Annotated in this window: 25 protein-coding genes; 22 read left to right on the top strand and 3 right to left on the bottom strand. The window is 69.1% G+C overall.

Features of this window, described 5'->3' with window-relative positions:
* Positions 1-136: 136 nt before the first annotated feature.
* A complete protein-coding gene (gene rfbG, locus ASD38_RS07820; RefSeq protein ID WP_056441343.1) occupies positions 137-1237 on the top strand; it encodes a CDP-glucose 4,6-dehydratase in 1101 nt (366 codons plus the stop codon).
* On the opposite strand, the gene ASD38_RS07815 is transcribed toward rfbG, so the two are convergent.
* Positions 1189-2157 (bottom strand): NAD-dependent epimerase/dehydratase family protein, encoded by a 969-nt coding sequence (locus ASD38_RS07815; protein ID WP_235523795.1) that lies wholly within the window; start codon positions 2155-2157, stop codon positions 1189-1191. The two genes, rfbG and ASD38_RS07815, sit on opposite strands and share 49 nt — an antisense overlap.
* 165 nt (positions 2158-2322) lie before the next feature.
* Between ASD38_RS07815 and ASD38_RS07810 the strand changes: the two genes are divergently transcribed.
* Positions 2323-3255: an N-acetylneuraminate synthase family protein gene (locus tag ASD38_RS07810; RefSeq protein WP_082560705.1), complete on the top strand. Its 933-nt coding sequence runs from the start codon at positions 2323-2325 to the stop codon at positions 3253-3255.
* Between the two features lie 18 nt (positions 3256-3273).
* Here ASD38_RS07810 and rfbF read toward each other — a convergent pair whose 3' ends face one another.
* Positions 3274-4056 carry a glucose-1-phosphate cytidylyltransferase gene (gene rfbF, locus ASD38_RS07805; RefSeq protein WP_056441336.1) on the bottom strand — a complete coding sequence of 261 codons (783 nt, stop codon included), beginning with the start codon at positions 4054-4056 and terminating at the stop codon, positions 3274-3276.
* A gap of 382 nt (positions 4057-4438) precedes the next feature.
* Here rfbF and ASD38_RS07800 point away from each other — a divergent pair, with 382 nt between their 5' ends.
* The 15 genes from ASD38_RS07800 (at position 4439) to ASD38_RS07730 (ending at position 20167) form a co-directional block, all read left to right on the top strand.
* A complete protein-coding gene (locus ASD38_RS07800) occupies positions 4439-5275 on the top strand; it encodes a ceramidase domain-containing protein (protein WP_056459105.1) in 837 nt (278 codons plus the stop codon).
* 574 nt (positions 5276-5849) lie between these two features.
* Complete coding sequence (locus ASD38_RS07795) at positions 5850-6533, top strand: carboxypeptidase-like regulatory domain-containing protein (RefSeq protein ID WP_056441331.1); 684 nt, start codon at positions 5850-5852, stop codon at positions 6531-6533.
* A gap of 1 nt (position 6534) precedes the next feature.
* Positions 6535-7755, top strand: coding sequence for a phage tail sheath family protein (locus ASD38_RS07790; protein ID WP_056459102.1), 1221 nt, complete (start codon positions 6535-6537; stop codon positions 7753-7755).
* A gap of 25 nt (positions 7756-7780) precedes the next feature.
* Entirely contained in the window at positions 7781-8248 is a 468-nt protein-coding gene (locus tag ASD38_RS07785; RefSeq protein WP_056441324.1) for a phage tail protein, read from the top strand.
* 3 nt (positions 8249-8251) lie between these two features.
* Entirely contained in the window at positions 8252-9805 is a 1554-nt protein-coding gene (locus ASD38_RS07780; RefSeq protein WP_056459099.1) for a hypothetical protein, read from the top strand.
* Between the two features lie 8 nt (positions 9806-9813).
* Positions 9814-10569 carry a CIS tube protein gene (locus ASD38_RS07775; RefSeq protein ID WP_235523794.1) on the top strand — a complete coding sequence of 252 codons (756 nt, stop codon included), beginning with the start codon at positions 9814-9816 and terminating at the stop codon, positions 10567-10569.
* Positions 10566-12080: a phage baseplate assembly protein V gene (locus ASD38_RS07770; RefSeq protein WP_056459097.1), complete on the top strand. Its 1515-nt coding sequence runs from the start codon at positions 10566-10568 to the stop codon at positions 12078-12080. Before ASD38_RS07775 ends, ASD38_RS07770 begins: the two co-directional genes overlap by 4 nt.
* 2 nt (positions 12081-12082) lie before the next feature.
* Entirely contained in the window at positions 12083-12427 is a 345-nt protein-coding gene (locus tag ASD38_RS07765) for a hypothetical protein (RefSeq protein ID WP_056441314.1), read from the top strand.
* Positions 12428-12429: 2 nt separating this feature from the next.
* Positions 12430-12867 (top strand): GPW/gp25 family protein, encoded by a 438-nt coding sequence (locus tag ASD38_RS07760; RefSeq protein WP_082554741.1) that lies wholly within the window; start codon positions 12430-12432, stop codon positions 12865-12867.
* On the top strand, positions 12867-15398 hold the full coding sequence (locus ASD38_RS07755; protein WP_056441310.1) for a baseplate J/gp47 family protein: 2532 nt from the start codon (positions 12867-12869) through the stop codon (positions 15396-15398). Before ASD38_RS07760 ends, ASD38_RS07755 begins: the two co-directional genes overlap by 1 nt.
* Positions 15399-15400: 2 nt before the next feature.
* Positions 15401-15943: a hypothetical protein gene (locus ASD38_RS07750; protein ID WP_056459094.1), complete on the top strand. Its 543-nt coding sequence runs from the start codon at positions 15401-15403 to the stop codon at positions 15941-15943.
* Between the two features lie 24 nt (positions 15944-15967).
* Complete coding sequence (locus tag ASD38_RS23265) at positions 15968-17383, top strand: PASTA domain-containing protein (RefSeq protein WP_082554740.1); 1416 nt, start codon at positions 15968-15970, stop codon at positions 17381-17383.
* A gap of 60 nt (positions 17384-17443) precedes the next feature.
* Positions 17444-18514: a PASTA domain-containing protein gene (locus ASD38_RS07740; protein ID WP_056459091.1), complete on the top strand. Its 1071-nt coding sequence runs from the start codon at positions 17444-17446 to the stop codon at positions 18512-18514.
* 54 nt (positions 18515-18568) lie between these two features.
* Positions 18569-19546, top strand: a complete 978-nt coding sequence (locus ASD38_RS07735; RefSeq protein WP_056459088.1) for a hypothetical protein — start codon at positions 18569-18571, stop codon at positions 19544-19546.
* Positions 19547-19555: 9 nt separating this feature from the next.
* Positions 19556-20167 (top strand): hypothetical protein, encoded by a 612-nt coding sequence (locus ASD38_RS07730; protein ID WP_056459085.1) that lies wholly within the window; start codon positions 19556-19558, stop codon positions 20165-20167.
* 10 nt (positions 20168-20177) lie between these two features.
* Here the strand turns inward: ASD38_RS07730 and ASD38_RS07725 are convergent, their stop codons facing one another.
* Positions 20178-20870 (bottom strand): hypothetical protein, encoded by a 693-nt coding sequence (locus ASD38_RS07725; protein ID WP_056459082.1) that lies wholly within the window; start codon positions 20868-20870, stop codon positions 20178-20180.
* A gap of 296 nt (positions 20871-21166) precedes the next feature.
* Between ASD38_RS07725 and ASD38_RS07720 the strand changes: the two genes are divergently transcribed.
* From ASD38_RS07720 to ASD38_RS07700, 5 genes are read left to right on the top strand one after another with little or no spacing between them, the layout of a single operon-like run.
* Positions 21167-22066: an MlaA family lipoprotein gene (locus tag ASD38_RS07720; protein WP_056459628.1), complete on the top strand. Its 900-nt coding sequence runs from the start codon at positions 21167-21169 to the stop codon at positions 22064-22066.
* A 17-nt stretch (positions 22067-22083) separates the two neighbouring features.
* Complete coding sequence (locus ASD38_RS07715) at positions 22084-22731, top strand: MlaC/ttg2D family ABC transporter substrate-binding protein (protein ID WP_156390621.1); 648 nt, start codon at positions 22084-22086, stop codon at positions 22729-22731.
* Between the two features lie 18 nt (positions 22732-22749).
* Positions 22750-23259, top strand: a complete 510-nt coding sequence (mlaD, locus tag ASD38_RS07710; protein ID WP_056459076.1) for an outer membrane lipid asymmetry maintenance protein MlaD — start codon at positions 22750-22752, stop codon at positions 23257-23259.
* Between the two features lies 1 nt (position 23260).
* Positions 23261-24067 (top strand): MlaE family ABC transporter permease, encoded by an 807-nt coding sequence (locus ASD38_RS07705; protein ID WP_056459073.1) that lies wholly within the window; start codon positions 23261-23263, stop codon positions 24065-24067.
* Positions 24064-24843 (top strand): ABC transporter ATP-binding protein, encoded by a 780-nt coding sequence (locus tag ASD38_RS07700; RefSeq protein ID WP_056459069.1) that lies wholly within the window; start codon positions 24064-24066, stop codon positions 24841-24843. Before ASD38_RS07705 ends, ASD38_RS07700 begins: the two co-directional genes overlap by 4 nt.
* The last annotated feature ends 27 nt before the right edge of the window (positions 24844-24870 follow it).

Raw genomic sequence — 24870 nt, 5'->3', positions numbered from 1 at the left:
GCCCTTGGACGGCCTTGCTGCTCCGCCTCGGCGGAGACCAAGATTATCGCCGATTCGGCGCGCCGTCGGCGCGCCAAACTGCCGCGTGGGGCGCAGCATGGGCGTTGCGAGATCCCCGATCGGCCTTGGGCGCGTCATGACCATCGGCATCGACGAGGATTTCTGGCGGGGGCGGCGGGTGCTGCTGACCGGCCATACCGGCTTCAAGGGCGGCTGGATGAGCCTGTGGCTGGAGCGGCTGGGCGCGACGGTGCGCGGGGTGGCCCTGGCGCCGGACAGCCAGCCCAACCTGTTCGAGGCGGCGCGGATCGGCGACGGCCTGGACAGCGTGATCGCCGACGTGCGCGATCCCGCCGCGATGGACGCCGTCGTGCTGGACTTCGCGCCCTCCGTGGTGATCCACATGGCCGCCCAGCCCTTGGTGCGGCGGTCCTATGAAGAGCCGCGCGAGACCTTCGCCACCAACCTGATGGGTACGGTCAATCTGCTGGACGCCGTGCGGCGGCTGCCGCGTCCGGCCACGACGCTGATCGTCACGACTGACAAGGTCTACGAAAACCTCGAGCACGGCGAGGCCTATCGCGAGGGCGACCGCCTGGGCGGACGCGATCCCTACAGCGCCAGCAAGGCCTGCGCCGAACTGGCCGTGAAAGCCTATTTCGCCTCCTATCTGGAGGCGGCGGGCGCGGCGGTGGGCGTGGCTCGGGCCGGCAACGTGATCGGCGGCGGCGACTGGTCGCGCGACCGGCTGCTGCCGGACGTCCTGTCGGCCTTCGCGCGCGGCGAGGCGGCGGTGCTGCGCAATCCCGGCGCCGTGCGGCCCTGGCAGCATGTGCTGGAGCCGCTGTACGGCTACCTTCTGGCGGTCCAGGCCCTGGCCGCGTTGCCGGGGGGAGGCCTGCGCGCCTGGAACTTCGGTCCTGACGCCGACGGGGCGCGGTCGGTGGGCGCATTGGCGCGGCTGGCGGCGGACGCCTGGGGCGAAGGCGCGAGCCTGGTCGAGCGGGTCGATCCGACCGCGCCGCACGAGGCGGGCCTGCTGACCCTCAATTCCGACCTGGCCAGGTCCGATCTGGGCTGGCGGCCGCGTCTGGACCTGGAGCAGGCCGTCGCGCTGACGACGGCCTGGTGGCGCGACGGCCTGGCCGGCCGCGACCCGCGCGCGACGACCCTGGATCAGATCGACCGCTACGCGCCGTCCGGGGCCCCGGCCAGCGCCCCCGTCGCCTCCAGATAGGCGACCGTGTCGGCGACGATCCGCGCCAGCGGCGTCGGGGCCTCGCCACGCCGGAAGAGGGCGCTCTGGTAGCGTCGGCCGTCTCCCACATACCAGTCGCCGGGGCCATCGCCCGGTTCGGGGCGGTCGATCGCCGGATCGGCTCGCCCGAGGGCTTCCCCGACCACCAGGGCCAGAGCTCCCAGCTCGACGACCTCGGCGCCGCCGATATCGAACGGTTCGGCCGACTGCGCCTCGTCCACCGCCATGTCGAGAACGACGCGGGCCATCTCCGAGACGTGGACGAAGCCGCGGAACACCGGATCGGCCGCGCCGATCGCGATCCGGCCGCGTCGCGCCAGGGCCAGGATGAAGTCACCCAGCGCATAGGCCTCGGCGTGGTTGATGAACGGGCCGCCGAGGTTGAACACCCGGGGGATCAGCACCGCCCGCCCGGTCCGCCGCCCCCATTCGGCGGCGGCCGCCTCGTGGTCGCGTTTCATCGTCGCGTAGGCGCGTCGGGCCGCGGATCCGGCGTTGGGGCGGTGGGCCGCGCCCGACGAGAATGCGACCAGTCGTCGCGTCTGCCCGGTCTCGGCCAGGCCCAGGACCTGGTTCAGCAGGGTGTCGTTGCGGCGGCGAACCTCCGCCGGGTCGCCGCCTTCCACCCGATCGTCGCCGACGATGGCGGCGTGCAGGACCAGCCAATCGCCGTCGCCCAGACGCGCGGCCTGGTCCAGCGGCTCCATGTGGGCTTGGCGGTTCGGAAGTTTCAGGTCGCGGGGGCTGGAGCCGAACAGCCGCAGTCGGTTGGGCGCGAGGTCGGGGCGGGTCGCCAGAACCTGGTCGGCCAGCGCCATGCCGACCCAGCCGGAGGCGCCGACGATCGCCACGCAACTGGAGGGACGCGCTAACCATGCGGCGAACTTGCACCTAGGCATTATCGCCGACTCCATTCTAGACAAGGGAACGCAAATCACGGCCGTAACAGGATAGGCCGCGATAGATATACCAGCCCGCGCTGGAGCCAAGAGCCCTCGCGGCGGCTCCGCGCAGCGGAAGGTGACGTGCCAGACGTCGCTCGCCGTGCAACAGGACCCCGGACCATGCAGACCGTAGACGCTCCGATCACCAAGGCGCTTTCCGTGGAGAACATGGCCACCGAGAGCCTGGCTTCGATCCCCTGGCCGTTGGCCAACCGGCCGTTCGTGATCGCCGAGATCGGCATCAATCACAACGGCGACCTGGAGGTCGCCAAGTCGCTGATCCGAGCCGCCAGCGAGGCCGGCTGCGACGCGGTCAAGTTCCAGAAGCGGACGATCGACATCGTCTACACCCCCGAGGTGCTGGCCGCGTCTCGCCAGAGCCCCTGGGGCGACACCCAGCGCGCCCAGAAGGAAGGCCTGGAGTTCGGCGAGGCCGAGTACGACGCCATCGACGGCTATTGCCGCGAGCTGGGCCTGGCCTGGTTCGCCTCGGCCTGGGACGTGCCCAGCCAGTCGTTCCTGGCCAAGTACGACCTGCCTTACAACAAGATCGCCTCGGCGATGCTGACCCACCGTCCGCTGGTCGAGGCGGTCGCCGCCGAGGGCAAGCTGGTGTTCGCCTCCACGGGCATGTGCACGTTCGAGCAGATCGACACGGCCGTCGAGATCCTGCGCGCGGCGGCCTGTCCCTTCGTGCTGATGCATACGGTTTCGACCTATCCGACCCCGCCCGCCGACCTGAACCTGATGACCATCGACACCCTGCGCCGCCGCTACGGCGCGCCGGTCGGCTACAGCGGCCACGAGGGCTCGGTGGAGCCCAGCCTGGTGGCCGCCATGCTCGGGGCCGTGGCGATCGAACGCCACATCACCCTGGACCGGACGATGTACGGCTCGGACCAGTCGGCCTCGCTCGAGCCCGACGAGCTGAAGGTCCTGGTCTCGCGCCTGCGCGACCTGCGCGAATGGCTGGGCGACGGCGAAAAGCGCATCACGCCCGGAGAGGCCTCTGTCGCCGAGAAGCTGCGCTACTGGCCGGGCGACGCGGCCTGAGCCGAGTAGGCTTCCCGGCTACCAGTTCTTCCAGGGCGCGCCCTTCGCCCACAGGTCTTCGAGGTGCAGCTTCTCGCGCAGCGTGTCCATAGGCTGCCAGAAGCCGTCGTGGCGGTAGGCCCGCAGTTCACCGGCCTTGGCCAGGTGCTCCAGCGGGGCCTGTTCCAGAACCGTCTCGTCGCCGTCGATCAGGTCCAGCACCTTGGGCGACAGCACGAAGAAGCCGCCGTTGATCCGTCCGCTTTCCGACGCGGGCTTTTCGATGAACCGCTCCACCATGTCGCCCTTGATCTTCAGGGCCCCGAAGCGGGCGAGGGGGGTGACGGCCGTGATCGTCGCCTGGGCGCCGTGCGCCTCGTGGAAGCGGATCAGCGCGCCGATGTCGACGTCCGATAGTCCGTCGCCGTAGGTCAGGCAGAAATAGGGATCGTCGGCGATGTAGCGGCTGACCCGCTTGATCCGTCCCCCGGTCATGGTGTCATCGCCGGTGTCGACCAGGGTGATGGTCCATGGCTCCGAATGGCTCTGGTGCACCTCGACCCGGCCGCTGGGCAGGATCGTCAGGTCGGCGTTCTGGTAGGCGTAGTTCAGGAAGTACTCGCGGACCTTGTCGCCCAGATAGCCGCAACAGATCACGAAGTCGTTCAGGCCATGGGCGCTGTAGGACTTCATGATGTGCCAGATGATCGGGCGGCCGCCGATCTCGACCATCGGCTTGGGTCGAACCTGAGTCTCCTCGGCGATCCGCGTGCCCTTGCCGCCGGCGAGAATGACGACCTTGGTCTTGTTGTTCTGCGTCATACGACCGCTTTCGACGGGAATCTCTGTCGGACACTAGCGAAATCGCGGGCCGGGAACACCACCGAAGGCATCGTCCGCCGACAGCCGAAATCGACTCCGCCCTCGAGCCCGGCTCGCCGCGCCGCTGGGCACGGCCCCGGCCGCCCGGCGAAATGCCGTATGGACGGATGGCCAAGGCCTGTTAAGCTCCACCTATGAGTTCAGTTTTGGATATGGTCGTCCAGTCCGAGCAACCTTGACTGTAGGCGGAGCTCCGCGCGCTGAGCGGCTTTCGTCTCCTGTCCCGCCCGGCGTCGTCGCCGGCCGTCAGTGCGCCCCAAGCTTTCCGGGGATGTCCGCGTCCACCCGAGTTCGCGTCCACCTGAGTTCTCGAGGAGGGGTCATGAGCGCTTACCGCGGTTTCATCGTGCTGGGGGGCGGGATCGTCCTGGTTCTGCTGCCATTCCTGATCTTCGTCGCCGCCGGCTGGCCGGGCAGCCCCGACAGCTGCATGGCCACGACGCCCAACACCTGCTTCTGCGAAGCCTTCAATCCGGCCGACGTGATCGCGCACGCCAACGGCGTCCGACAGCCGGTCAACACCTGGTTCAACCTCTATTCGATCCTGACCGCCGCCCTGGTGGCCCTGGTGATCTATCTGGATCGCAAGGACGGAGCGCGCGGCGAGAACGTCATGCGGTCGGACAACTTCATCGCCGACCTGTACGTCTTCGCGGTGCTGTTCCTGGGTCTGGGCAGCATGTGGTTCCACGCCTCGATCATCGGCTGGGCGGGAAACTTCGACGGGCTGTCGATGTACGTCTACGCGGCGTTCCTGGTGTTCTACACCCTGCGCCGGCTGGTCCCCGCCGACTGGGTGTTCTGGGTGTTCTATCCCATCACCGTGGTGGTGTTCGTGATCCTCCACGCCATTTGGCAGTGGGAGTTCAAGTCGCTGATCCTGATCATCACCCTGGTGGCCGCCTATCTGGCGTTGGAGATCTACGCCTGCGTGCGGGAGGGCAAGCCCTGGCAGGGGCGGTGGAACACCATCCTGCTCTGGTGGCTGGCCGTGGGCTGCATCATCGCCGCAACCGTGTTCTGGGCGCTGTCGCAGACCGGCGGGCCGATGTGCGACCCGAACGCCTTCTTCCAGCCGCACGGCATGCTCTGGCACCCGTTGGCCGGGGCCATGGCGGTGCTGCTGTACTTCTACTGGCGAGAGGAGAACCGAACCTGACGGGCGCTTTCGGCCGCTCGTCGGGGCCGCCGCCGACATGGCGGGGCGGGTTTCCCTCCGCATGGAGACGCCGTCCATCGTGTTCCGAGGCGTCGCGGCCGAGCGTCCCGTCCGATCCTCGCCAGCGTTCGCCGTGACAGGGCGGGAGGGGCGGTGGACGACCCTTTCGCAATGTCGGTGTTCCGGCGTCGACGGTGCGGTAGCACAACTAATGCGTTTATTTCTAGTTTTCCGACGATTGAATAATTGCCCTCTGTAGGTCTCGTTTATGTCTATTTGTGCAAGCTAAAAACCAGCATTTTTCTCGACAATATTTGAATTACCGGTTTAGTCTGTAGCAAATTAATAGTTGTCTATGGCGAAAAGTGCCATGTATTTGTCGCTGCGGCGGCGTTGTGATCTGAATCTGTGCTTCAAATATTCTTTGTGAAGTCGGACGAGTCCATCCGTCTGAATCTCGATGGCCGAGAAAGTCGTGTTCACAGAACGATGAAATCCGAGCTTTTCATTTGTTAAAATTCGGACTTAGTATGTCTGGACGTCTTTGGGTTGTACCAGGGGGAGCGATCAGAAAATGCCCGAGGGGCTCGAGGAAACGACGCGCGAATTGATCGGCTGGACCCAGGAGGTCCTGCCGGGTCGAACCGTTGTCGCCCGGTCCTTGAGCGATCGCGACTGCGGGGAAGGGGTCGACCTGCGCTTGGTCGGTCTGGCCCCGCACGCGGCGCCTCGCGCGGCCTCGCCGCCGCTGACCATGACCGCCGACTACCTGGTCACCGTCCGCGCCGCGGATCCCATCGTTGAACAGACGGGCGCCATGGAATTGCTGTTCGCGGCGATGGAGCACGAAGAGACCGAGGTGGTCCTGGACCGTGACCCGCTGAAGCTGTGCGCCGAACTGAATCTGCCGCCCGGACCCGGCTTCGTGCTGCGGGCCACGGTCTCGATCGCCCGGCGGCGCCAGGCCGACCGGGCGGGCCTCGTTCGCTTCCCGCTCAATATCGTGTCGGGCGAGCTCGGTGTCCTGCAGGGCTCGGTCCTGGGGCCAGGCGACACGCCGGTCGCCGGCGCCGTGGTGCGCCTTGAGGGTCTCGACCGCTCCACTCAGACCGACGCGTTCGGCCGCTTTCGCCTCCACGGTCCCGTCGGCGGCAAGGGCAGACCTGTCCGCCTCAATGTCCGGGCCCGTGGGGTGGAGATCGACAGTGAGGTCGAAACCGGAAGTCCCGTGATCCTTCGTTTACCGCTGGAGATTTGACATGCCGTCCTATTTGAGCCCCGGCGTCTACGTCGAGGAGATCGACTCTGGAACACGCCCGATCGAGGCGGTGGGAACCTCGACCGCCGGCTTCGTCGGCGCCGCGCCCAATCCCGATGCCTTCCTCGACGAGGCCGTGGCGATCAACAACTGGAGCGAGTTCCAGCGAAAATACATACGCCGGGACGACAAGGGCACCGATCTGGCCAACGCCGTCTATGGTTTCTTCAATAACGGCGGATCGCGCTGTTACGTCGTCAACACCAAGGCCGACGGCGCCATAGCCGGCAAAGGGCGGGGGCTCGACGCCCTGGCGGCGATCGACGAGATCGCCATCATCGCCGCGCCGGGCCGGACCGATGTCGCTTCGCACAGCGCCTTGCTTGACGCCGCGGAGTCGCTGAAAGACCGCGTGGCGATCCTGGACGCGCCGCCCCGTGTCGACGATGTCGAGGTCCTGACCCGCGCCGCCGAGGGAGCCGCGCCGCCCACGACCCCCGCCGCCGAGGGCGATACGACCTCGCCGCCGTCTCGCGGCAAAGGTCCCAAGCCCGGTCTTCGTCCCCGCGACTCCGACGGCGGTTACGGCGCCTGCTACTTTCCCTGGCTGACCGGCCGCGACGCCGTCAATCCCGACACCGTGGCCCAGATCCCGCCCTCGGGCCATATGGCCGGCATCTACGCCCGCACCGACAGCGAGCGCGGCGTGCACAAGGCTCCGGCCAATGTGACCATCCGCGGCGTCGACGGGCTGACCCAGATGCTGACGCGCGGCGAGCAGGACGTGCTCAATCCGGTCGGCATCAACTGCATCCGTTTCTTCGCCCGGGAGGGCGCGCGGGTCTGGGGCGCCCGGACCCTGGCCCCCAGCGCCAGCAACTGGCGCTATCTGAACGTCCGACGGCTGTTCAACATGATCGAGGAGTCGATCGCCATCAGCACGCGCTGGGTGGTGTTCGAGCCCAACGCCACGCCGCTGTGGAAAGACATCCAGCGCGATGTCGGCGCTTTCCTGACCCTGCTGTGGCGCCAAGGCGCGCTGGCGGGCGCGCGCCCCGAGGACGCCTTCTTCGTCAAGTGCGACGCCGAGACCAATCCGCCTGAGGTGGTCGACGCCGGCCAGGTGGTGGTGGTCATCGGCATCGCGCCCGTGAAGCCCGCCGAGTTCGTCATCTTCCGCATCGGCCAGACGGCGGTCGGATCCACCGTCGAGACCGCCTGACCCCAAAACCTGAAGAGGATCCGTCATGGCCAAAACCGAAGAAGCAGCGGCGGCGCCCAAGGTTGGCGCTCTGCCCGACGTCTATCGCAACTACAACTTCATGCTGTCGTCCCGCGAGATGGGTGATGTCCGGTTCACCGAGTGCTTCGGCCTGGGGGTGCGGATCCATCCGATACGCTACCGCGAATCCGGCAGCGGCCAGATCGTCCGGACCCTGCCCGGGCCCGTCGAATACGCCGAGGTCACGCTGCGCTATGGCCTGACCAAGACCCCGGCGCTGTGGGACTGGCTCAAGGAAGTCCTGGCCGGGGGAACGCCCCGTCGCAGCATCTCGATCGCGATGCTGGACGTGAAGGGCACCGCCGAGGTCCTGCGCTGGAACCTCGACAACGCCTGGCCTTGCGAATGGAGCGGCGTGTCGTTCGACGCCCTCGGCCGCGAAGTGGCGATCGAGGAACTCAAGCTGTCGTTCGACACCCTGACCCGAGCCTAGACCATGGCCCTCCGCCGCCTGTTGTCGGGTTGGCTGATCGCCATGGCCGCCCTGGCCCGCTCCGTGGCCCAGGCCTTGGAGCGCGCCTCCGAGGATCGATCCGCGCCGGCGCCAGACCCGGTCATGGCCGCCCTGGCCGAACGGTATCCGGGCGCGCCGGCCCATTGGCTGGCGCACGTGGCCGAGCGGACGTCCCAGCTGGCGGAGGCAGGCGAGGCTCCGCTGTCCCTGACCAGCGACCCGTCGGCCTGGCCGCCGGTCGGGCCGGACGGCTTGCCGTCTCGACCCACGACGCCGACCGAGCCTGAACCGGCTTCGCGCGATCCGCGGCCTCCGCCGGCGTCCCGCCGCGAGACCGCCGTCCCGACCCTGGCCGCCCTGAACGACCGGTCGTCCGAGACCTGGCGGCGGCCGGAGGTCGAGCGGAAACGGCGACCGCGGCCGGTGTTCGCATCCCTGGAGGCCGCGCCGACCTCGGAACGGCCGACGCGCCCGGAGCCGACGCCGGAACCTGGCGCGGCGCCGCGTCGCCCGCGCTCGCCTCTGACCGTCGTCGGTTCGCCGTCCCAAGCGGCCGCGAGAGCGCCGGAGCCCGCGGCGCCGCTGTCGAACAGGCCCAAGGCACCGCCCTCTGACCCGATTTGGTCCGAGGCGCCGCCGGCGCGCGCGGCGACGCCCGACGCGGCGGAGGCCAGGCCCGATCCTCGGCGGGCGCCGGAAAGGCCGCTGAACGACCATGCCTTCGTGCAGGCGCATCCGAAGGCTGCGTCGGAGGACCGGTCGAAAACCCATCCGGATCGGATCAACGCGGCGCCCGCCCGGCGTCAAAGGTCCTGGTTCTTCGCCAGATCCGCGCGCATCGAGAGATCCCTGGAGCTTTCGGCGGATCCTGGGCGGCCCGCGAGGGGCGGCAGTGCGGACACCACGGAAACGATTGCGCCCGCCCGCGCGCCGGTCCCCCAAGCGACCTTCCCGGCCTCCAGCTCGGACGTTTCCGCCGTCAAGCCGGATCGGACCTGGCTGGACAAGACGCCGCCGCCTCCGCGGCGCTCCCTTTTTCGGACGCTCGCCGCGCTGGGCGCCCGCCGTCGCGCCAATCGGTTCACGACTCCCGATCCGACCGGGGTCAGGATGACGCCGCCGATCGATCAACCGTCTCGGGACGCCGTCCCGGAGCGATCCGCGCCGTCCTTCATATCGTCGCGGGCGATCCCTTCGGCGCCTCCCGCGCCGGTCTTCTCGCACCTCCGAGGCGCGCCGCCGAGCCGGACCAAGGCCGACGCGGTTCCCCGCGCCGCCCGCCGGATCCTTCGTGGACCTCCCAAAGCGCCCTTGTCGGACGGCGAGACCCAGGTGCGGGACAAGCGGTCGAGTTTCGCCACGCCGCCTCCAGTTCCGCCGCGCGCCGCTTCGCGCCGCCTGGCCGCTTCGCCGTCGGACGACCGCTGGCCGGCGCTGCCGCCGATGACCATCGCGCCGCCGCCCGGCGTCGAGGCGTCGCCCCCACGCTGGGATCAGTTGGCCCGTGAGCAGGAGGAGGGCCGATGGAGCGTGTAGCCTTCCTCATGGAAAGATCGGGGGAGCGGATCTCGTGCCTGCTCAATCCGGAAAACCTGGAAGCGCGGCGCTCCGCCGGGGTGCGGACGCGGCTGGCCGGCGGCGGGTTCCTGAACGGCGTGGCCCGCTCCGAGGATCCGTTGATCGCCACCGGCGGCGGGGTCACCGAATATGACCTGAACCTGCTGTTCGACGTCGAGATCGCCCGCGAGGGCCGCCCGTCGAAGACGCCGGAAGACGGCCAGGGTCCGGCCGCCGACGACGACGTCCGCGCCCTGACCCGTCCGCTCTGGGACCTGACCGAAAACGCCGTCGCGGCCGACGGCTTCGCCGCCCCGCCCACGGTGCGGTTCATCTGGGGCAAGTCCTGGAACATTCCGGGCGTCGTTCTGCACGTATCCGAGCGCCTCGAACGGTTCAACGCCGACGGCGCGCCGCGCCGCTCGTGGCTCAGCCTGCGCCTGCGCCGGGTGGAGGATTCCGAGCCGCGTCCCGCGCCCAGTCGGCCCGTAACGCCGCAGTTCGAGGCACCCTCCGATCTCGAAGGCGGGTCCGTGGAGCAATTCCCGGCCGTCGACATGCCGGTCGACAATGAGGGTCTGCCGCTCAAACGCCTCGATCAGATCGCCGACGACGGCTACGGCGATCCGACCCTGTGGGCCGATCTCGCCGCCTTCAATGAGGTGGATGACCCCCTGAACATTCCGGAGGGCAGAACCATCGTGCTGCCCTCGCTGGCGATCCTGCTGGGGGCGCGGGCATGACCTCGATCTTCGCCAATCGCCCGCTGCGGGCCCGTCTGGACGGCGCGCCGCTGGATCCCGCCCTAGGGCGCCACGCGGTCTCGGCCTTCGTGCGCCAGACCCTGAACGCGCCGGCCATGGCCGAACTGGTCTTCGCCGATCCGCCGGGCGACACCCTGACCAGCCTCCGCCTCGGCGCGGCGCTGGCCTTCTCGGTCGACGGCTCGGGCGACCTGTTCGACGGCGAGATCACGGCCGTCGAGTATCAGAAGGACGCCGCCCAGGGACGGGTCGTGCGGCTGAGGGCCCTGGACAAGCTGCACAGGGCGCGGCTGCGACAGCGGGCCCGAGCCTTGACCGACATGACGGTCGCCGACCTCGCGGGCCAGATGGCCGGCGACCTGGGTCTCGGCTTCCGGTGCGCCGAGCATCCGCCGACTCGTGCGCTGATCATTCAGCACGACCAGAACGATTTCGACCTGGTGGTCGATCTGGCGCGCGACGCCGGCCTCTATCTGGTGGTGGAAGCCGGCGACCTTCGGCTGATCAGCCTGGCGGGGGAGGGCGAGCCGATCCCGCTGCGGATGCGGCGCGAGATCATCGAGGCGCGCGCCATGGCGGGCGCTGACTCGCTGCGCCCCTGGACCGGCGCCCAGTCGTGGGATCCCTCCCGCGCCGTCGCGGCCAGCGCCCGGGCGGGCCTGGCCCGGCAGGACGCCGAGGAACTGCGCGACGGCGGGCTGGCGGCCTTTCCGGATCTGGGCGGACGCACCCTGTTCAACCGCCTGGCCGCCGACGCGGCAGAGGCCGAGAGCTTGGCCCAGGCCGATCTCGACCGGGCCGTGGCCCGCGCCGTGCTGCTGGAGGCGGTGGTCGAGGGCGACACGCACTTGCGCCCGGGCCGGCCGGTGAACCTGGAGGGCCTCGGCGACCTGGTCGACGGCCGCTGCGTGGTGACGCGCGCCCTGCATCGCTTCGAGGAGGCCCGCGGCTATGTGGTCGAGATTTCGACCGAGCCGCCGGCCCGACCCGATCGCGCCCGCGTTCCGGCCTTCACCCTGGGCCGGGTGACCGACGCCGACGATCCCGACGGCCTGGCCCGGGTGCGCGCCCGCCTGCCGGTGCTGGGCGACGTCGAGACCGGCTGGATGTCGGTGCTGCTGCTGGGGGCGGGCGCCGAGAAGGGCGTGGCCATCCTGCCCGAGCCGGACGACGACGTGCTGGTGGTGTTTCCGGACGGCGATCCGGCGCGCGGCGTGGTCCTAGGCGGCCTCTATGGCGAGCGCACCGCGCCGGGGCCGCGCGGCGCGGGGGCGGCCGGAGCCCGGGCCTTCACTGTGCGGACGCCGGGGGGCCAGGTCCTGACCCTGGACAGCGTGGACGCCCTGGCGCGGCTGGAGACCCGCGCGGGCGGTGTGTTGGAGTTCGGCCCCAACGGTTCGCGCCTGCGGGCCAGCGGCGACCTGGTCATCGAGGCTCCCGGCCGCCGGTTGACGATCCGCGCCGCCGCCGTCGCGTTCGAGGAGGGCTGAGCATGCTGTGGTTGACCCAGGACGCGACGCTGGTCTGCGACCATGGCGGCCGGGTGGGCATCGCTCCGACCCAGACCCTGGTGCGGATCAAGAACCGGTTGGCGCTGGTGAACCCCAATCCGCAGTCCCGGCCGATCTCGGCCTGTCCGAACGCCAATCCGGTCATCGGCCTGAAACCCTGCCTGACGACGCTGGTCGTCAAGGAGGGCTACTCGACCTTCGTCACCATCGGCGGCCGAGCGGTGTGCCTGGACACGGTCACGGGGCTTACCGACGGGTCGCCGCCGGGCACGGTCAATTATCGCGTGGTCGATCCAGGCCAGCGCCTCGTGGCGGCCGGGAGTTGAGCATGAAAAGCGTTCGGGGCATCCGGTTCGAAGGCGCGGAGCTGGGCGGGGCGACCTCCGAGCTGCGGCGGCCGGCGGGGTTGATCCTGTCGCCGGCGGGGCGGCTGGCCGATGTCAGCGGCCACGACGCCGTGCGCCAGGCGATCATCCTGCTGCTGACCACCATACCCGGCGAGCGGGTCATGCGGCCCAGCTACGGATGCCCGCTGCACCGGTTGATGTTCGCGCCCAACGACGCCACGACGGCCGGCCTGGCCATCCACTATGTGCGCCAATCCTTGAAGCGTTGGGAGCCGAGGATCGAGATCGTGCGCCTGGACGCCGGCGTGGATCCCGCCGCGCCCGGCCAGCTGATCGTTTCGCTGGACTACAGGGTGCGCAACAGCAACCAGCCGGGCCAGCTGGCGTTCGGCCTCGACCTGCGCGGGGAGGCCGCCTGATGCCGCTGCCGACGCCCAAGCTGGACGACCGAAGCTTCGCCGAACTGATGGCCGACGCCATCAAGGTCATCGACCGCTCGTGCCCGGAATGGACCGACCGCAATCCCAGCGACCCAGGCATCACCCTGCTGGAGACCTTCGCCTATCTGACCGACACGATGCTGTATCGGCTCAATCGCGTGCCGGAAAAGCTGTATGTCAGCCTGCTGAACCTGGTCGGCGCCCAGATCAGGCCGCCCGCCGCCGCGGCGGCGACCCTGACCTTCACCCGCACCACCGGCAATGCGCGGATCACCATTCCCGCGGGCGCCCGCATCGCCACCAGCGACGGATCGGTGACGTTCGTGGTCACCCAGGCCGCGATCCTGGCGGCGGACCAGAAGAGCGTCGAGGCGCCGGCCCTCCATTGCGAGACGATCGAGGCCGAAGCGGTCGGAACGGGGACCGGGGCGCCCAGCCAGAGCGTGCAGGTGCGACGTCCGCCGATCATCGTCCCGTCTGGCGACGGGCTGGACCTGATCGTCGGCGTCGAGGCCGACAGCGCCGAACTGGCCGACGGGGCGGTGTCGCGCACCCTGGGCGACAAGTGCTATCGGATCTGGCGGGAAGTCTTCAGCTTCGCCGACGCGGCGCCGACCGACTGCGTCTATCGCGTCGATCGCGCCATGGGCCGCATCCAGTTCGCCCCGGCCCTGGCGGGCGAGGGCTCGACGCCGCTGTCGGTCGTGCCGGCCCTGGGGCGCGATATCCGGGTCTGGTACCGCGGCGGCGGCGGACGGGCCGGCAACGTGGTTCCCGGCGTCCTCACCGTATTCAAGACGCCGATCCCCGACCTGGCGGTGACCAATCTCGCGCGCGCCGCCGGCGGCGCCGACGCCGAGAGCGTACAGGCGGCGATGCGGCGTGGACCACTGGAACTGACCTCGATGCGCTGCGCGGTCACCGCCCGTGATTTCGAGCGCGTCGCCCTGAGCGTCGGCGCCGTGGCGCGAGCCAAGGCCTACGCCCAGTCACAGGTCTGGGCCCATGCCGCTCCGGGCGTTGTCGAGATCCTGCTGGTGCCGGCCGTCGATCCGGAAAAGCTGCCGGACGCGGGGGTCACCGCCCAGGCCGTGGTCGAACGCCGAAGCGAGGAGCTGCGGACGCGCGTTCAGAAGGCCGTCGACCAGCGTCGGCCGCTCGGCGTGCAGACCTCGGTGGGCTGGGCCAGGGTGCGGCCGGTTTCGGTGGCGGCGCGGGTGGTGGTCAGCCGCGAGGAGGACGCGCCGGCGGTCGAGGCCCGGCTTCGCGTCCGGCTCAACAAGCTGTTCTCGCCGCTGCGCGATGAGCCGTTCGGCCAGGTTCTGCGCGCCTCGGACGTCTATGAAGCCATGCTGGCCGACCCGAGCGTGCGCTATGCCGACCAGCTTCACCTGACGATCGGGGAAGCGCCCGACCGCGACGTGTCGGACCTGCTGCGCGATCCGCATCAAGCGCGCACCTGGTTCGCCGCCACCAACCAGGGCCTGCATCGCAGTCTCGACGACGGCAACACCTGGTCGGTGGTGTTCAAGGCCGACGGCGACCGTCCGCTGTTCGTGCGCCGCCACCGCGATCGGCCGGGTTTGATGGCGCTGGGCGTCGTTCGCAAGGCCGGGGGCGCCATCCACGTGTCGCGCGACTGCGGCGAGAGCTGGAAGACCGAGGCGGCGGTGTTCAACAGCGAGGTGTCCGACGCCGACTGGGTCGATCGCGAGGGCTCGCCGCTGTTGCTGATCGCCACGGGAGAAGGCCTTCGCCAGCTCAAGCCCTTCGGCGACGCCGGCCCGGCCCCGGTGGTCGTCGACAAGACCCGCGACACCAAGGGCTTCTATGCCGTGACGACCTCGGTGTCGTCGGCCGGGGTGGTCCAGGTCGCGGTCGCCGCGCGGGTCAAGGGCGGCGTCTACCTGTCGGCCCTGGGCGGGGTGTCCGACAGCTTCCATCCGATCGGCCTGTCGGGCCAGGACATCCGCAGCCTGACGGTGCAGCGCTTCAACGCGCGCGATTTCCTCTGGGCGGCGGCGGCGGCCGAGGCCGGCCAGCAGGGTTCCGGCGCCTTCCGGGTGGAGCTGCGCTCGGGCGGGGCCGACGATCCCGAGGGCTTCAAGCCGTTCAATGTCGGCTGGCAGGGCGGCTCCTGCGAAGGATTGGCCTTCGCCGACCAGTGGGTGTTCGCGGGGTCGAACCGCGGCGGCGTGCTGGCGCTGGACACCACCGTCGCGGCGCCGGCCTGGCGGGCCGCGCCGCTCGACGCCGGACTGCCGATCCGCGACACCGAGCGGCTGCTGCACGTGGTGTCCTGCGTGGCGGCCGCGCCCGTGCCCGGCGCGGCGCCCATGGTGTTCGCCGGCGGTCCCATGGGCGTCTATCGCAGCCTCGACGGCGCCCAGCACTTCGCCACCGCCTCGAGCACGGTGTTCACCGACCGCATCCCGCTGCCGCCCAACTGGCTCTACTGCGCCGATCAGCACCATCTGTCGGTGGTGATCGACGACGATACGGGGGGCTGACGATGGATCACGCCCGCATCGCCCGCCTGCTGCCGGAAACCTACCAGTCCACCCTCGTGCCCAGGAAGCCGCTGGCCGCGACGCTGGAGGTGATGGAGATGCTGCAGGAGCCGGCCGAGAACGCCTTGGCGACCCTCGACGCCCACATCGATCCGATGCGCGCCCCGCCCACCTTCGCCCTGATGCTGGCGCGTTGGCTGGACCTCGACCGCTATCTCGACTGGACCGGCGGGCGTCCGGGCGAAGGCGCGCCGCGCTACGCCGCAGGGCTGAGCCGTCTGCGGCTCCTGTGCCTGGAGGCGGCGGAATTGGCGCGCTGGCGCGGCACGCGCCGAACCCTCGAACGCATCCTGACCGTGGCGACCGGCGTGTCCGGCTACACGGTGGAGGAAAATCCGCCGGGGCCCAAAGGCGTCGCGCGAAACTTCCATCTGCGCGTCGTCGCCCCGGCGGCCGCGCAGCCCCTGGCCGACTTAGTGCGTCGCATCGTCGACGAAGAGCGTCCCGCCTACACGACCTACGAAATCGAATTTTCCGCAGCCTGATCGCGAGCACGAGGACGAACACCCATGCCGAGTTTCGAGATTCCGGACGGCCCCACGACCGTAGCCCTGAAGACGGAGGCCGGCTTCCACAAGGCGAACGCCGTGTTCGGCGTCACCAACAAGACCGGGGAGGGGTTGACCGCCCGGTTCAGCGTGCAGGTGCAGGGCAACGGCAAGGCCGAATGGTATTCGATCCAGGGCGAACCCGAGCGGCCTGTCGCGGCCGGCGAGACCCAGACGGTGACGGTGGTGGCGAAGGTCCCCGCCACGGCGCCGGCGGGCCAGCACCGGATCAAGCTGCGGGCGACCAACGTCAACGATCCCGACAACGACAGCACCGACAGCGCGGCGGCGACCATCACGATCCCGGCGGTCGTCAAGCCGCCGCCGGCCAAGAAGAAGCCGTTCCCCTGGTGGATCCTGGCGGTGGCCGGCGGGGTGCTGGTCCTGGTGATCGGCGTGATCATCGCCGTCGTGGTGATGAGCGGTGGTCCGAAGGTCCCGAAGGTCATCGGGATGGACTACGCGACCGCCGCCGCGGCGCTGAAGGACAAGGGCTACGCGGTCGCGCCCGAGATCCGGGAGGCGGCGCCCGACAAGCCTTTGGGCAAGGTGTTCAAGCAGGATCCCGCAGGCGGCAAGAAGGTCGATCCCGAGGGGGTCACGGTCAAACTGACGGTCGCGGGCATACCGACGGTGGCTGTGCCGGGCGTGACCGGACTGGACTATCCCGCCGCCGTCGCCGCGTTGGAAAAGAGCGGCTTCAAGGCTGGTCCGGCGATCGAGGAGGTCTCCAGCGACAAGGGTCTGGGCCTGGTGTTCAAGCAGGAGCCCGCGGCCGACGCGCTGGCCGATCCGAAGACGACGGAGGTCAAGCTGACGGTGGCCGTCGGCGAGACCGTTCTCGTGCCGACCGTCACCGGCAAGCCGGTCATCGCCGCCCAGGCGCTGCTGGAGGACCGCGGGTTCACCGTCACCTCCAAGGTCGGAAAGCCCTCGGGTGAGAAGCCGGACAACGTCCTGACCCAGGAACCGGCTGGTGACACGAAGGCCCCCAAGGGCAGTCTCGTGACGCTGGTCGTCGATCCCGGCGTGGTCGTGCCCAACCTGCTCAGCCCCCAGGTCGGCGGGATCGCGGGCATCCAGGCCCTGAAGAACGCCGGCGCCGACATCGGCAACATCGGCTACACGTGCGGCGGGACGCCGGAGATGATCGTCGGCCAACGCCCCGAGGCCAAGACCAAGGTCGCCCTCGGCACGAAGGTGGACATCGTCATCGTCAGCGCTCCGACGGTCAGCAAGAGCGTCGGCACCACGGCGTTCAGCAAGAGCATCGTGGGCTGTCGTGTTGTGGCGGACCCAAAGGTGACGGCCTTCAGCGCCCAGGTGAAGGGGGTCAACACCTTGCCGCAGACCACAGTGAAGTCCGTGGTGAAGTGACGGCGCACCGCGTCGCGAGCGCGGGGCTCGCGACGCCTTGTCGAACACAAGGATCAAGACATGCCGAGTTTTGAGATTCCGGACGGGCCAACGACCGTCGCCCTGAAGAAGGAAGGCGGCTTCCACAAGGGAAACGCCGTGTTCGGCGTCACCAACAAGACGGAGGAGGGCCTGACCGCGCGCTTCAGCGTTCAGGTCCAGGGTGACGGCAAGCCCGAGTGGTACCAGGTCCAGGGGGAACCCGAACGGCCGGTCGCGGCTGGTGAAAACCAGACCGTGACCGTGGTCGCCAAGATCCCGGCCGCGACGCCGGCAGGCCAGCACCGGATCAAGCTGCGGGTGACCAACGTCAACGATCCCGACAATGACAGCACCGACAGCACGGCGGCGACGGTCACCGTCCCCGCCGCCGGCCCCGCGGCCCCGCCGGTCAAGAAGCCTTTCCCGTGGTGGATACTGGCGGTGGCCGGCGGGGTGCTTGTGCTGGTGATCGGGGTGATCATCGCCATCGTGGCGATGAGCGGCGGGTCCAAGGTTCCGGATGTGGTCGGCCAACCCTATGCCGAGGCCGTCAAGGCGCTCGACAAGGCCGGCTACACGGCGGTCAAGCGCGCCGACAAGGAAGCCGGCGACAAGCCGCCGGAGACCGTGCTCGACCAGAGTCCCGCGGCCAAGACCAAGGCCAAGAAGACCGACACTATCCTGCTGACGGTCGCCGCGCCGGCGCCGGTCGTGAAGGAAGAGCCCAAGGAGGAGCCCAAGGAGGAGATGGTCGAGATACCGGCCGAAGCCAATTGCGATCCGGCCGTCGGTGCGTGCATCGACGGCTTCGTCTGGCGCGACGCCGGCGCCAACGACCGGGTTTGCGTCACGCCGGAGTCCCGGTATCTGGCCGCCCTGGAAAACCGCCAGGCGGGCGCCCGCCGCAACCCGAACGGCGGTCCCTACGGCCCGGACACCTGCCTGATGGGGTATGTCTGGCGTGACGGCTTCGCCAACGACCATGTCTGCGTGAGCGGCGAACGGCGCACGGTCGTGGCCCAGGAGAACGCGGCGGGCCCGTCGCGCTCTCGGGCCTGCCGGCCGAGCATGATCGTCCCAAAGTCGAAGCTCAACTCGCCCGCGGGCTAGACGTCAAATCCATCGGGCCCGCCGACTGGCGGGCCCGGCAAGGAGAGCAGGATCATGGAACGGATTTTCTCTCTCGAAGCCATCCTGGGGTCGCTGGCGTTCGGTCTGGCCGGGGCGGTGCTGGCCCTGATCGTGCGGCTGGCCAAGGGCGACGGCTCGTCGTCGCTCTGGCGGGCGCTCGAGACCTTCCTGACCGCGACTTTCGGCGCCTTCCTGGCGCGGACCTTCATCAGCATCATGCTCAGCATCGGTGGGGACTCGGACGCCGCGATCACGGTGACCAGCCTGTTGTTCTTCATCTGGCCGGGCGTGGTGAACCTGGTCTCCCTGGGCTTCGGCCATCCGGTGATCGGCGTCGAAGCCCTGCTGTGGATCGCCCTGGTGGTGGGCGGGCTGGTCGGCCTGTTCGACGGCCTGTGGGCCACCCATAAATGGTTGGGCCTGGGCTTGCCCGCCTTCCTTCTGGACGTCACCTGGGGATTGGGCGGCAACACCAACGGCGCGCTGATGCACCTGATCAACTTCGCCTGGGGCGACCATGGCGACGGTCCCGACGAGAACCGCCATGACGCCCACCGCTACAAGCAGGGCTTCGCCGTGCGCTCGGGCTTCGCTTTCACCCAGGGCGCGGTGATGAGCAACACCGACGCCTGGGACCCGACGACGGAACTGTTCAAGCACGAGACGATCCACATCTGGCAGAACCGCGTGCTGGGGCCGTTCTTCTGGTTCTCCTATGTCGGCTGGATGGCGCTGACCATCATCCCCGCGCTGATCGCCGGCCTGATCGATTCCAGCCGCCGGATCGGCGACGCCATCACTTGGTGGACCTATTTCGACAATCCCTGGGAAGTGATGGCCTACGGCATCGCCAATCCGAGGGACCGGACCGGGCAGGTGTTCATGGACGGCAGCGGCACGGTGACGGGCTGGGTCTGCTGGCCCTGGCCGCTGGCGATCGTCCTCTCGGTGGTCGGCGTGGCGGGCCTGGGGGCCGCGTTCGTCGCAATCATGGTGGCGGGTTATGGTTGAGGCGGGTCGATGAAGGTCGTGATCATCATCTTGGTCCTGATCGTCATCGGCTTCGCCGCGGCGATCGGCGTGGCCGTCTATCGCGCCACCACGCCGCCAGCGCCCCCCTCGGCCCACGGACCGCCCACCAAGAGCAATGGCGAGATCGACGACGACGCGCTGGCGAACTGGGAGCCCCCGCCCATGGCCGCGGTCATGGGCAAGCTGTCGCGCCCGTTCGCGCCGAAGCTGTTCAAGAAGGCGGTCAACGTCTCCGCCGAAGCCGGCTCCGAGGGAACTCAGCCGATCCCGTCGGCCGACAAGGGCATGCGGATCGCCCGTCTTCGCCTGATCACGGGACGGGGCGCCATCGTTACGTACCGGTGCGAGGAGAGCGATGACGACGACAGGCAAGGCGAGACCTGTCCGCAGGTCGCGTGCCTTTGTCCTGAAAACACCGTCCTGGAGGAGGACGACGTCAAGGACTGCGAGGAGGCCTGGCGCAATGCGCGGGCTAGCGGCGACGATAAATTCGTCTGCCGCGAGAAGGACGACGACGTCTCAGCCGTCATCTATCGGGACGGCGGCGTGATCGTGGTCGCGCCGATGGGAGAGCAGGCCGCTCAGGTGTCGATCCGCTGATCGGCGCGCTCTAGACCCGCGCGGTTCGGAGCGCCGAGATCATCGCCAGCAACGATCCGATCAACAGGAGCAGCAGCCAGATCGCGCCGACGATGGCGATGATCAGCGCCCCGATGGCGTCGGTGATGCTGGCCAGGAAACCCGGCGGGAAGTCGATCAGGAACGCCAGCAGCAGGGTCGCGCCCACCGAGACCGCGGTCAGGATGACGATGCCCTTGTTCTGCAGGAAACTCTGGTGGGCGAGGATCAGCAGGATGCAGAAGGCGATCTTCAGGATCAGGATCAGGCCCAGCGTCGCTGTCGCCGCGCCGGTCGGAAAATCGGCGAACGCGGCGAAATAGGCGATCGTGCCGAACGGCACCGCGACCAGCAGGGTGATCATCAGGATCAGCAGGCCCAGGGCCGCCAGGACCATGACGATCGCGCCCAGCAGGCCGAAGAAGGCGATCACCAGGGTGACGATCCCCTGCACGCGTCCGATCACGCTGCGCGACAGCAGGATCCCCAGGCCCATCAACACGACAGTGTAGAGCAGCAGGCCGTCGAGCACCGGCAGATAGCGAATGCCCAGGCCCGGCGTCGAAGCCTCGAAGCCAGCCCGTTGCACGGCGTCGAGAACAAAGGCCGAGGCGCATTCCACGAGCAGGGCCACCAGCAGGACGAAGCCGGCCAACCAGAAGAACGGCACACGCAAACGGTCCATGGGAAGGTGTCCCGTGTTGAGGCGAGAAGTCTGCCCAATCTCCACCATCGCGACAAGGTAAACATCCCATCTCTTGTTGGTTGTGTTCGGATCCGCGCGCTGGCCGCTCGATGAGCGGGCGCCCAAGGCGTCGCGATTTGAACGATCAGGCCGCTTCCGTACCCGGATGACGCCTGGGAACCCGTCAAGCCCTTGCCTGGCTTCGACCGGCGCCTACATGCCCTCCTGCCGGTATCCGGCAGGAGGCTGGAATGATCGGCGTGTCGGCCACAAGGGACCTGGGGAAGACGCTGCGCGTGACCGCGGCGGAAGCGACCGCGACGGCGGTTCTCGCCCTGCTCGCGGCCGGCGGTCTCTCGGCGACCGCGCACGCTCGAGCCAACATCGAAAAGCCGATCCCGCTGGTCGCCGCGCCGACCGCGGCCTCCGAGCTGGCGCGGACAGCCCACGATCCGCTCGAGGACTTCAATCGGGGCAGCTACGCCTTCAGCATGGGTCTGGACCGCGCCGTGTTCCGACCCGTCACGCACGGCTACATGGCCGCGACCCCGACCCCCGTCCGCCACCGGGTCAGCGCCTTCGTCTATAATCTGGGCGAGCCGGGCACGTTCGTGAACGACGTCCTGCAGGGCAAGCCCAAGCGGGCGGGCAAGTCGTCGGCGCGTTTCGCGATCAATTCCACGGTCGGCGTGCTCGGACTGTTCGACGTCGCCGCGAGCATGGGCATCCGGTCCCACGACGCCGACTTCGGCCAGACGTTCGGCCGCTACGGGATCAAGCCGGGTCCCTACCTCTATGTCCCGGTCCTGGGCCCGTTGAACGTTCGGGACGGGGTCGGCCGGGTGTTCGATTTCTTCGCCGATCCGATCGGCCTCGCCGGCCAGGGCTGGACGAGCCCGTTCGGCGTCACGCGTCTGGCCGCCCAGACGATCGACACCCGCGCCAACGCCGATCTGGCGTTCCGGGCGCTGGACCAGGCCATCGACCCTTACGCCACCGCCCGCTCGGCTTACGGACAGCACCGCGAGGCCCTTGTCCGCGAAGCGACGGGCGCGGTGCAGGACCTGCCCGACTTCGACGAGGTGGCGTCCTCGGGGGCGCCGGCCGCCACGCCGTCCGAAATCCCGACCGTTTCCGCGGAGCCAGCTTCCACGGATGCCGCCCCCTCCGCGCCCACTCCCTCAGCACCGCAATGAATTCGCCGGAAACGCCCATGACTGACGCCCGCACCACCCGCCGCTTCGCGCTATCGACCCTGGTCGCCCTCATCGGCCTCGGCGTCCTGGCGCAGGCCCGCCCGGCCCTGGCTCAGGGCCCGCGCGATCCTCAAGCCGAGCAGTTCGTCCAGGTTCGGGCCCAGAGGGTGATCTCGGTCCTGGCCGACAAGAGCCAGAGCGTCGCCCAGAAGAAGGCGACCTTCCACCAGGGCATAGACGAACTGGCCGACGTGCCGAGGATCACCAACTTCGTGCTGGGCAAGTACGCCCGCACCATCACGCCGGACCAGCGCCAGCGGTTCGCGGCAGCGTTCCGCGTCTATGCCGAAAGCGTCTACCAGAACCGCATCAACGACTATCACGGCGAAACCCTGAAGGTGACCGGTTCGACCGTCCGCAAGCCGGGCGACGTGATTGTCGACACCAGGATCTCGGGCGGCCAGCTGGGCCAGCCGGTTCAGGTGTCCTGGCGGGTGATGGGCGGCGGGACCGCGTGGAAGGTGGTCGACGTCCAGTTCAAGGGCGTGTGGCTGGCGATCACCCAACAGCAGGACTTCGTTTCGACCATCGACAACGCCGGCGGCAACATCGACGTGCTGATCAGCCAGTTGCAGCGTGACGCCCAGCGTCCCGCGTCGCGGTAACAGCAGGGGCCAGAGAACATGGGGTTGCGCGAACAATGGGCCGAGACCTTGATGGGTCTCCTGGTTCTCATCCTGGCGGCGGGGTTCCTGGTCTACTCGCTGAGCGTCGGCGGGGTGGGTCGCAAGCCTGGCGGCTATGACGTCACGGCTCGGTTCGGCCAGGTCGGATCGCTGGCGCCGGGCGCGGCCGTCAGCGTGGCCGGCGTCAAGGTCGGCACTGTCTCGGAAATCAGACTGGACCCCAAGACCTATCTGGCGGTGGCCAGGCTCAGCCTGGATCCAGACGTCAAACTGCCCTCGGACTCCACGGCCAAGATCACCAGCGACGGCCTGCTGGGCGGCGTCCATGTGGCGATCGCCCCCGGCGGCGCGGCCGACGACATCAAGCCGGGCGGCGAGATCGACAACACCCAGGGCGCGGTCGACCTGTTCGGCCTGATCGGTTCAGTGATGCGGCCCCAAGGGGGCGCCGCGCCGACGGCCGCGCCCGCGGCGAACCCCGCTGCCACCGCTCCGGACAGCTACTGAGATGGCCGCGGCCCACGCGGCGGTCCCCGCGATCTTCAAGCCGCTGCGCACCATCGGGCGCTCGACCCTGGGCACGCTGCAAATGGTGGGCGGGGTCGGGGTCTTCGCCCTGCGCGGCGTGATGGCGGTGTTTTCCCCGCCGTGGTTCCCAATCCAGCTGCTGCGACAGCTGCTGGCCATCGGCTTCTTCTCCCTGCCGGTGGTCGGCCTGACGGCGATCTTCACCGGCGCGGCCCTGGGGCTGAACATCTACACCGGCGGCGGGCGGTTCAACGCCGAGCAGGTGATGCCCCAGATCGTCGCCCTGGGCATCACGCGCGAGCTGGGTCCCGTGCTGGCCGCCCTGATGCTGGCGGGCCGGGTGTCGGCCGCCATCGCCGCCGAGATCGGGGCCATGCGCGCCACCGAGCAGATCGACGCGATGCGCACCCTGTCGACCGACCCGTTCCGCTATCTGGTCGCGCCGCGTCTACTGGCCGCGACCCTGGTCCTGCCGCTGCTGACCCTGGTCGCCGACATCATCGGCGTGGCCGGCGGTTGGCTGGTGGCGGTGCGGATCCTGGATTTCAACTCGACGATCTACGTCCGCAACACGATGAACTTCATCCAGGGCTGGGATGTCGGATCGGGCCTGATCAAGGCGGCGGTGTTCGGCTTCATCGTCGCCCTGATGGGCTGCTACCACGGCTATAACGCCAAGGGCGGGGCGCGGGGCGTCGGCCGGGCGACCACCCACGCGGTGGTGTCCTCGGCGATCCTGATCTTCGCCTCCGACTACTTCCTCACAACGCTGTTCACCCACGCATGACCGCCCCCCCGAACGTCGAACGGCCAAAACTCGAATGGAAAGGCGTCCGCAAGCGCTTCGACGGTCCGGTTCTGGACGGGCTGGACCTCAGCGTCGCGGCGGGGCGGTCGCTGGTGATCATCGGCGGGTCCGGCCAGGGCAAGTCGGTGACCATCAAGGTCGCCATGGGCCTGGTGCGTCCGGACGCCGGCAAGGTGCTGGTCGACGGCGAGAACCTGATCGGGATGGGCGGCGGCGCCCGTCGCAAGCTGTTCGAGCGCATCGGCGTCCTCTTTCAAGGGGCGGCGTTGTTCGACAGTCTCAGCGTCTGGGAGAACGTCGCCTTCCGTCTGGTCAACGCCGACGGCGTGCCGCGCAAGGAGGCCAAGGCGCGGGCGATCGAGGCTCTGGGCCGCGTCCACCTGGCGGCCAATGTCGCCGACTCCTATCCCTCGGAACTGTCCGGCGGCATGCAGAAGCGGGTCGGCCTAGCCCGGGCGGTGGTGGCCAATCCCGAGATCATCTTCTTCGACGAGCCGACCACGGGCCTGGACCCGATCACCTCGTCGGCGATCAACGAGCTGATCGTCGAGCAGGTGAAGGGGCTGGGCTGCACGGCGGTGTCGATCACCCATGACCTGGCCTCGGCCCGGACGATCGGCGACGAGATCGCCATGCTGCACGCCGGCAAGATCGTCTGGCGCGGCGCGCCGACCGAGCTCGACCAGACGGAGAATCCCTATGTGCGCCAGTTCGTCGACGGACGCGCGGACGGTCCGATGGCGAGCGCGGTCTAGAGCGTCGATCAGCCGACGGGCGAAGCG

Source organism: Caulobacter sp. Root487D2Y (assembly GCF_001427165.1).
GTDB lineage: Bacteria > Pseudomonadota > Alphaproteobacteria > Caulobacterales > Caulobacteraceae > Caulobacter.
The sequence above is the reverse complement of the archived record's forward strand: the minus strand, read 5'-3'. Positions and strand labels throughout refer to the sequence as shown.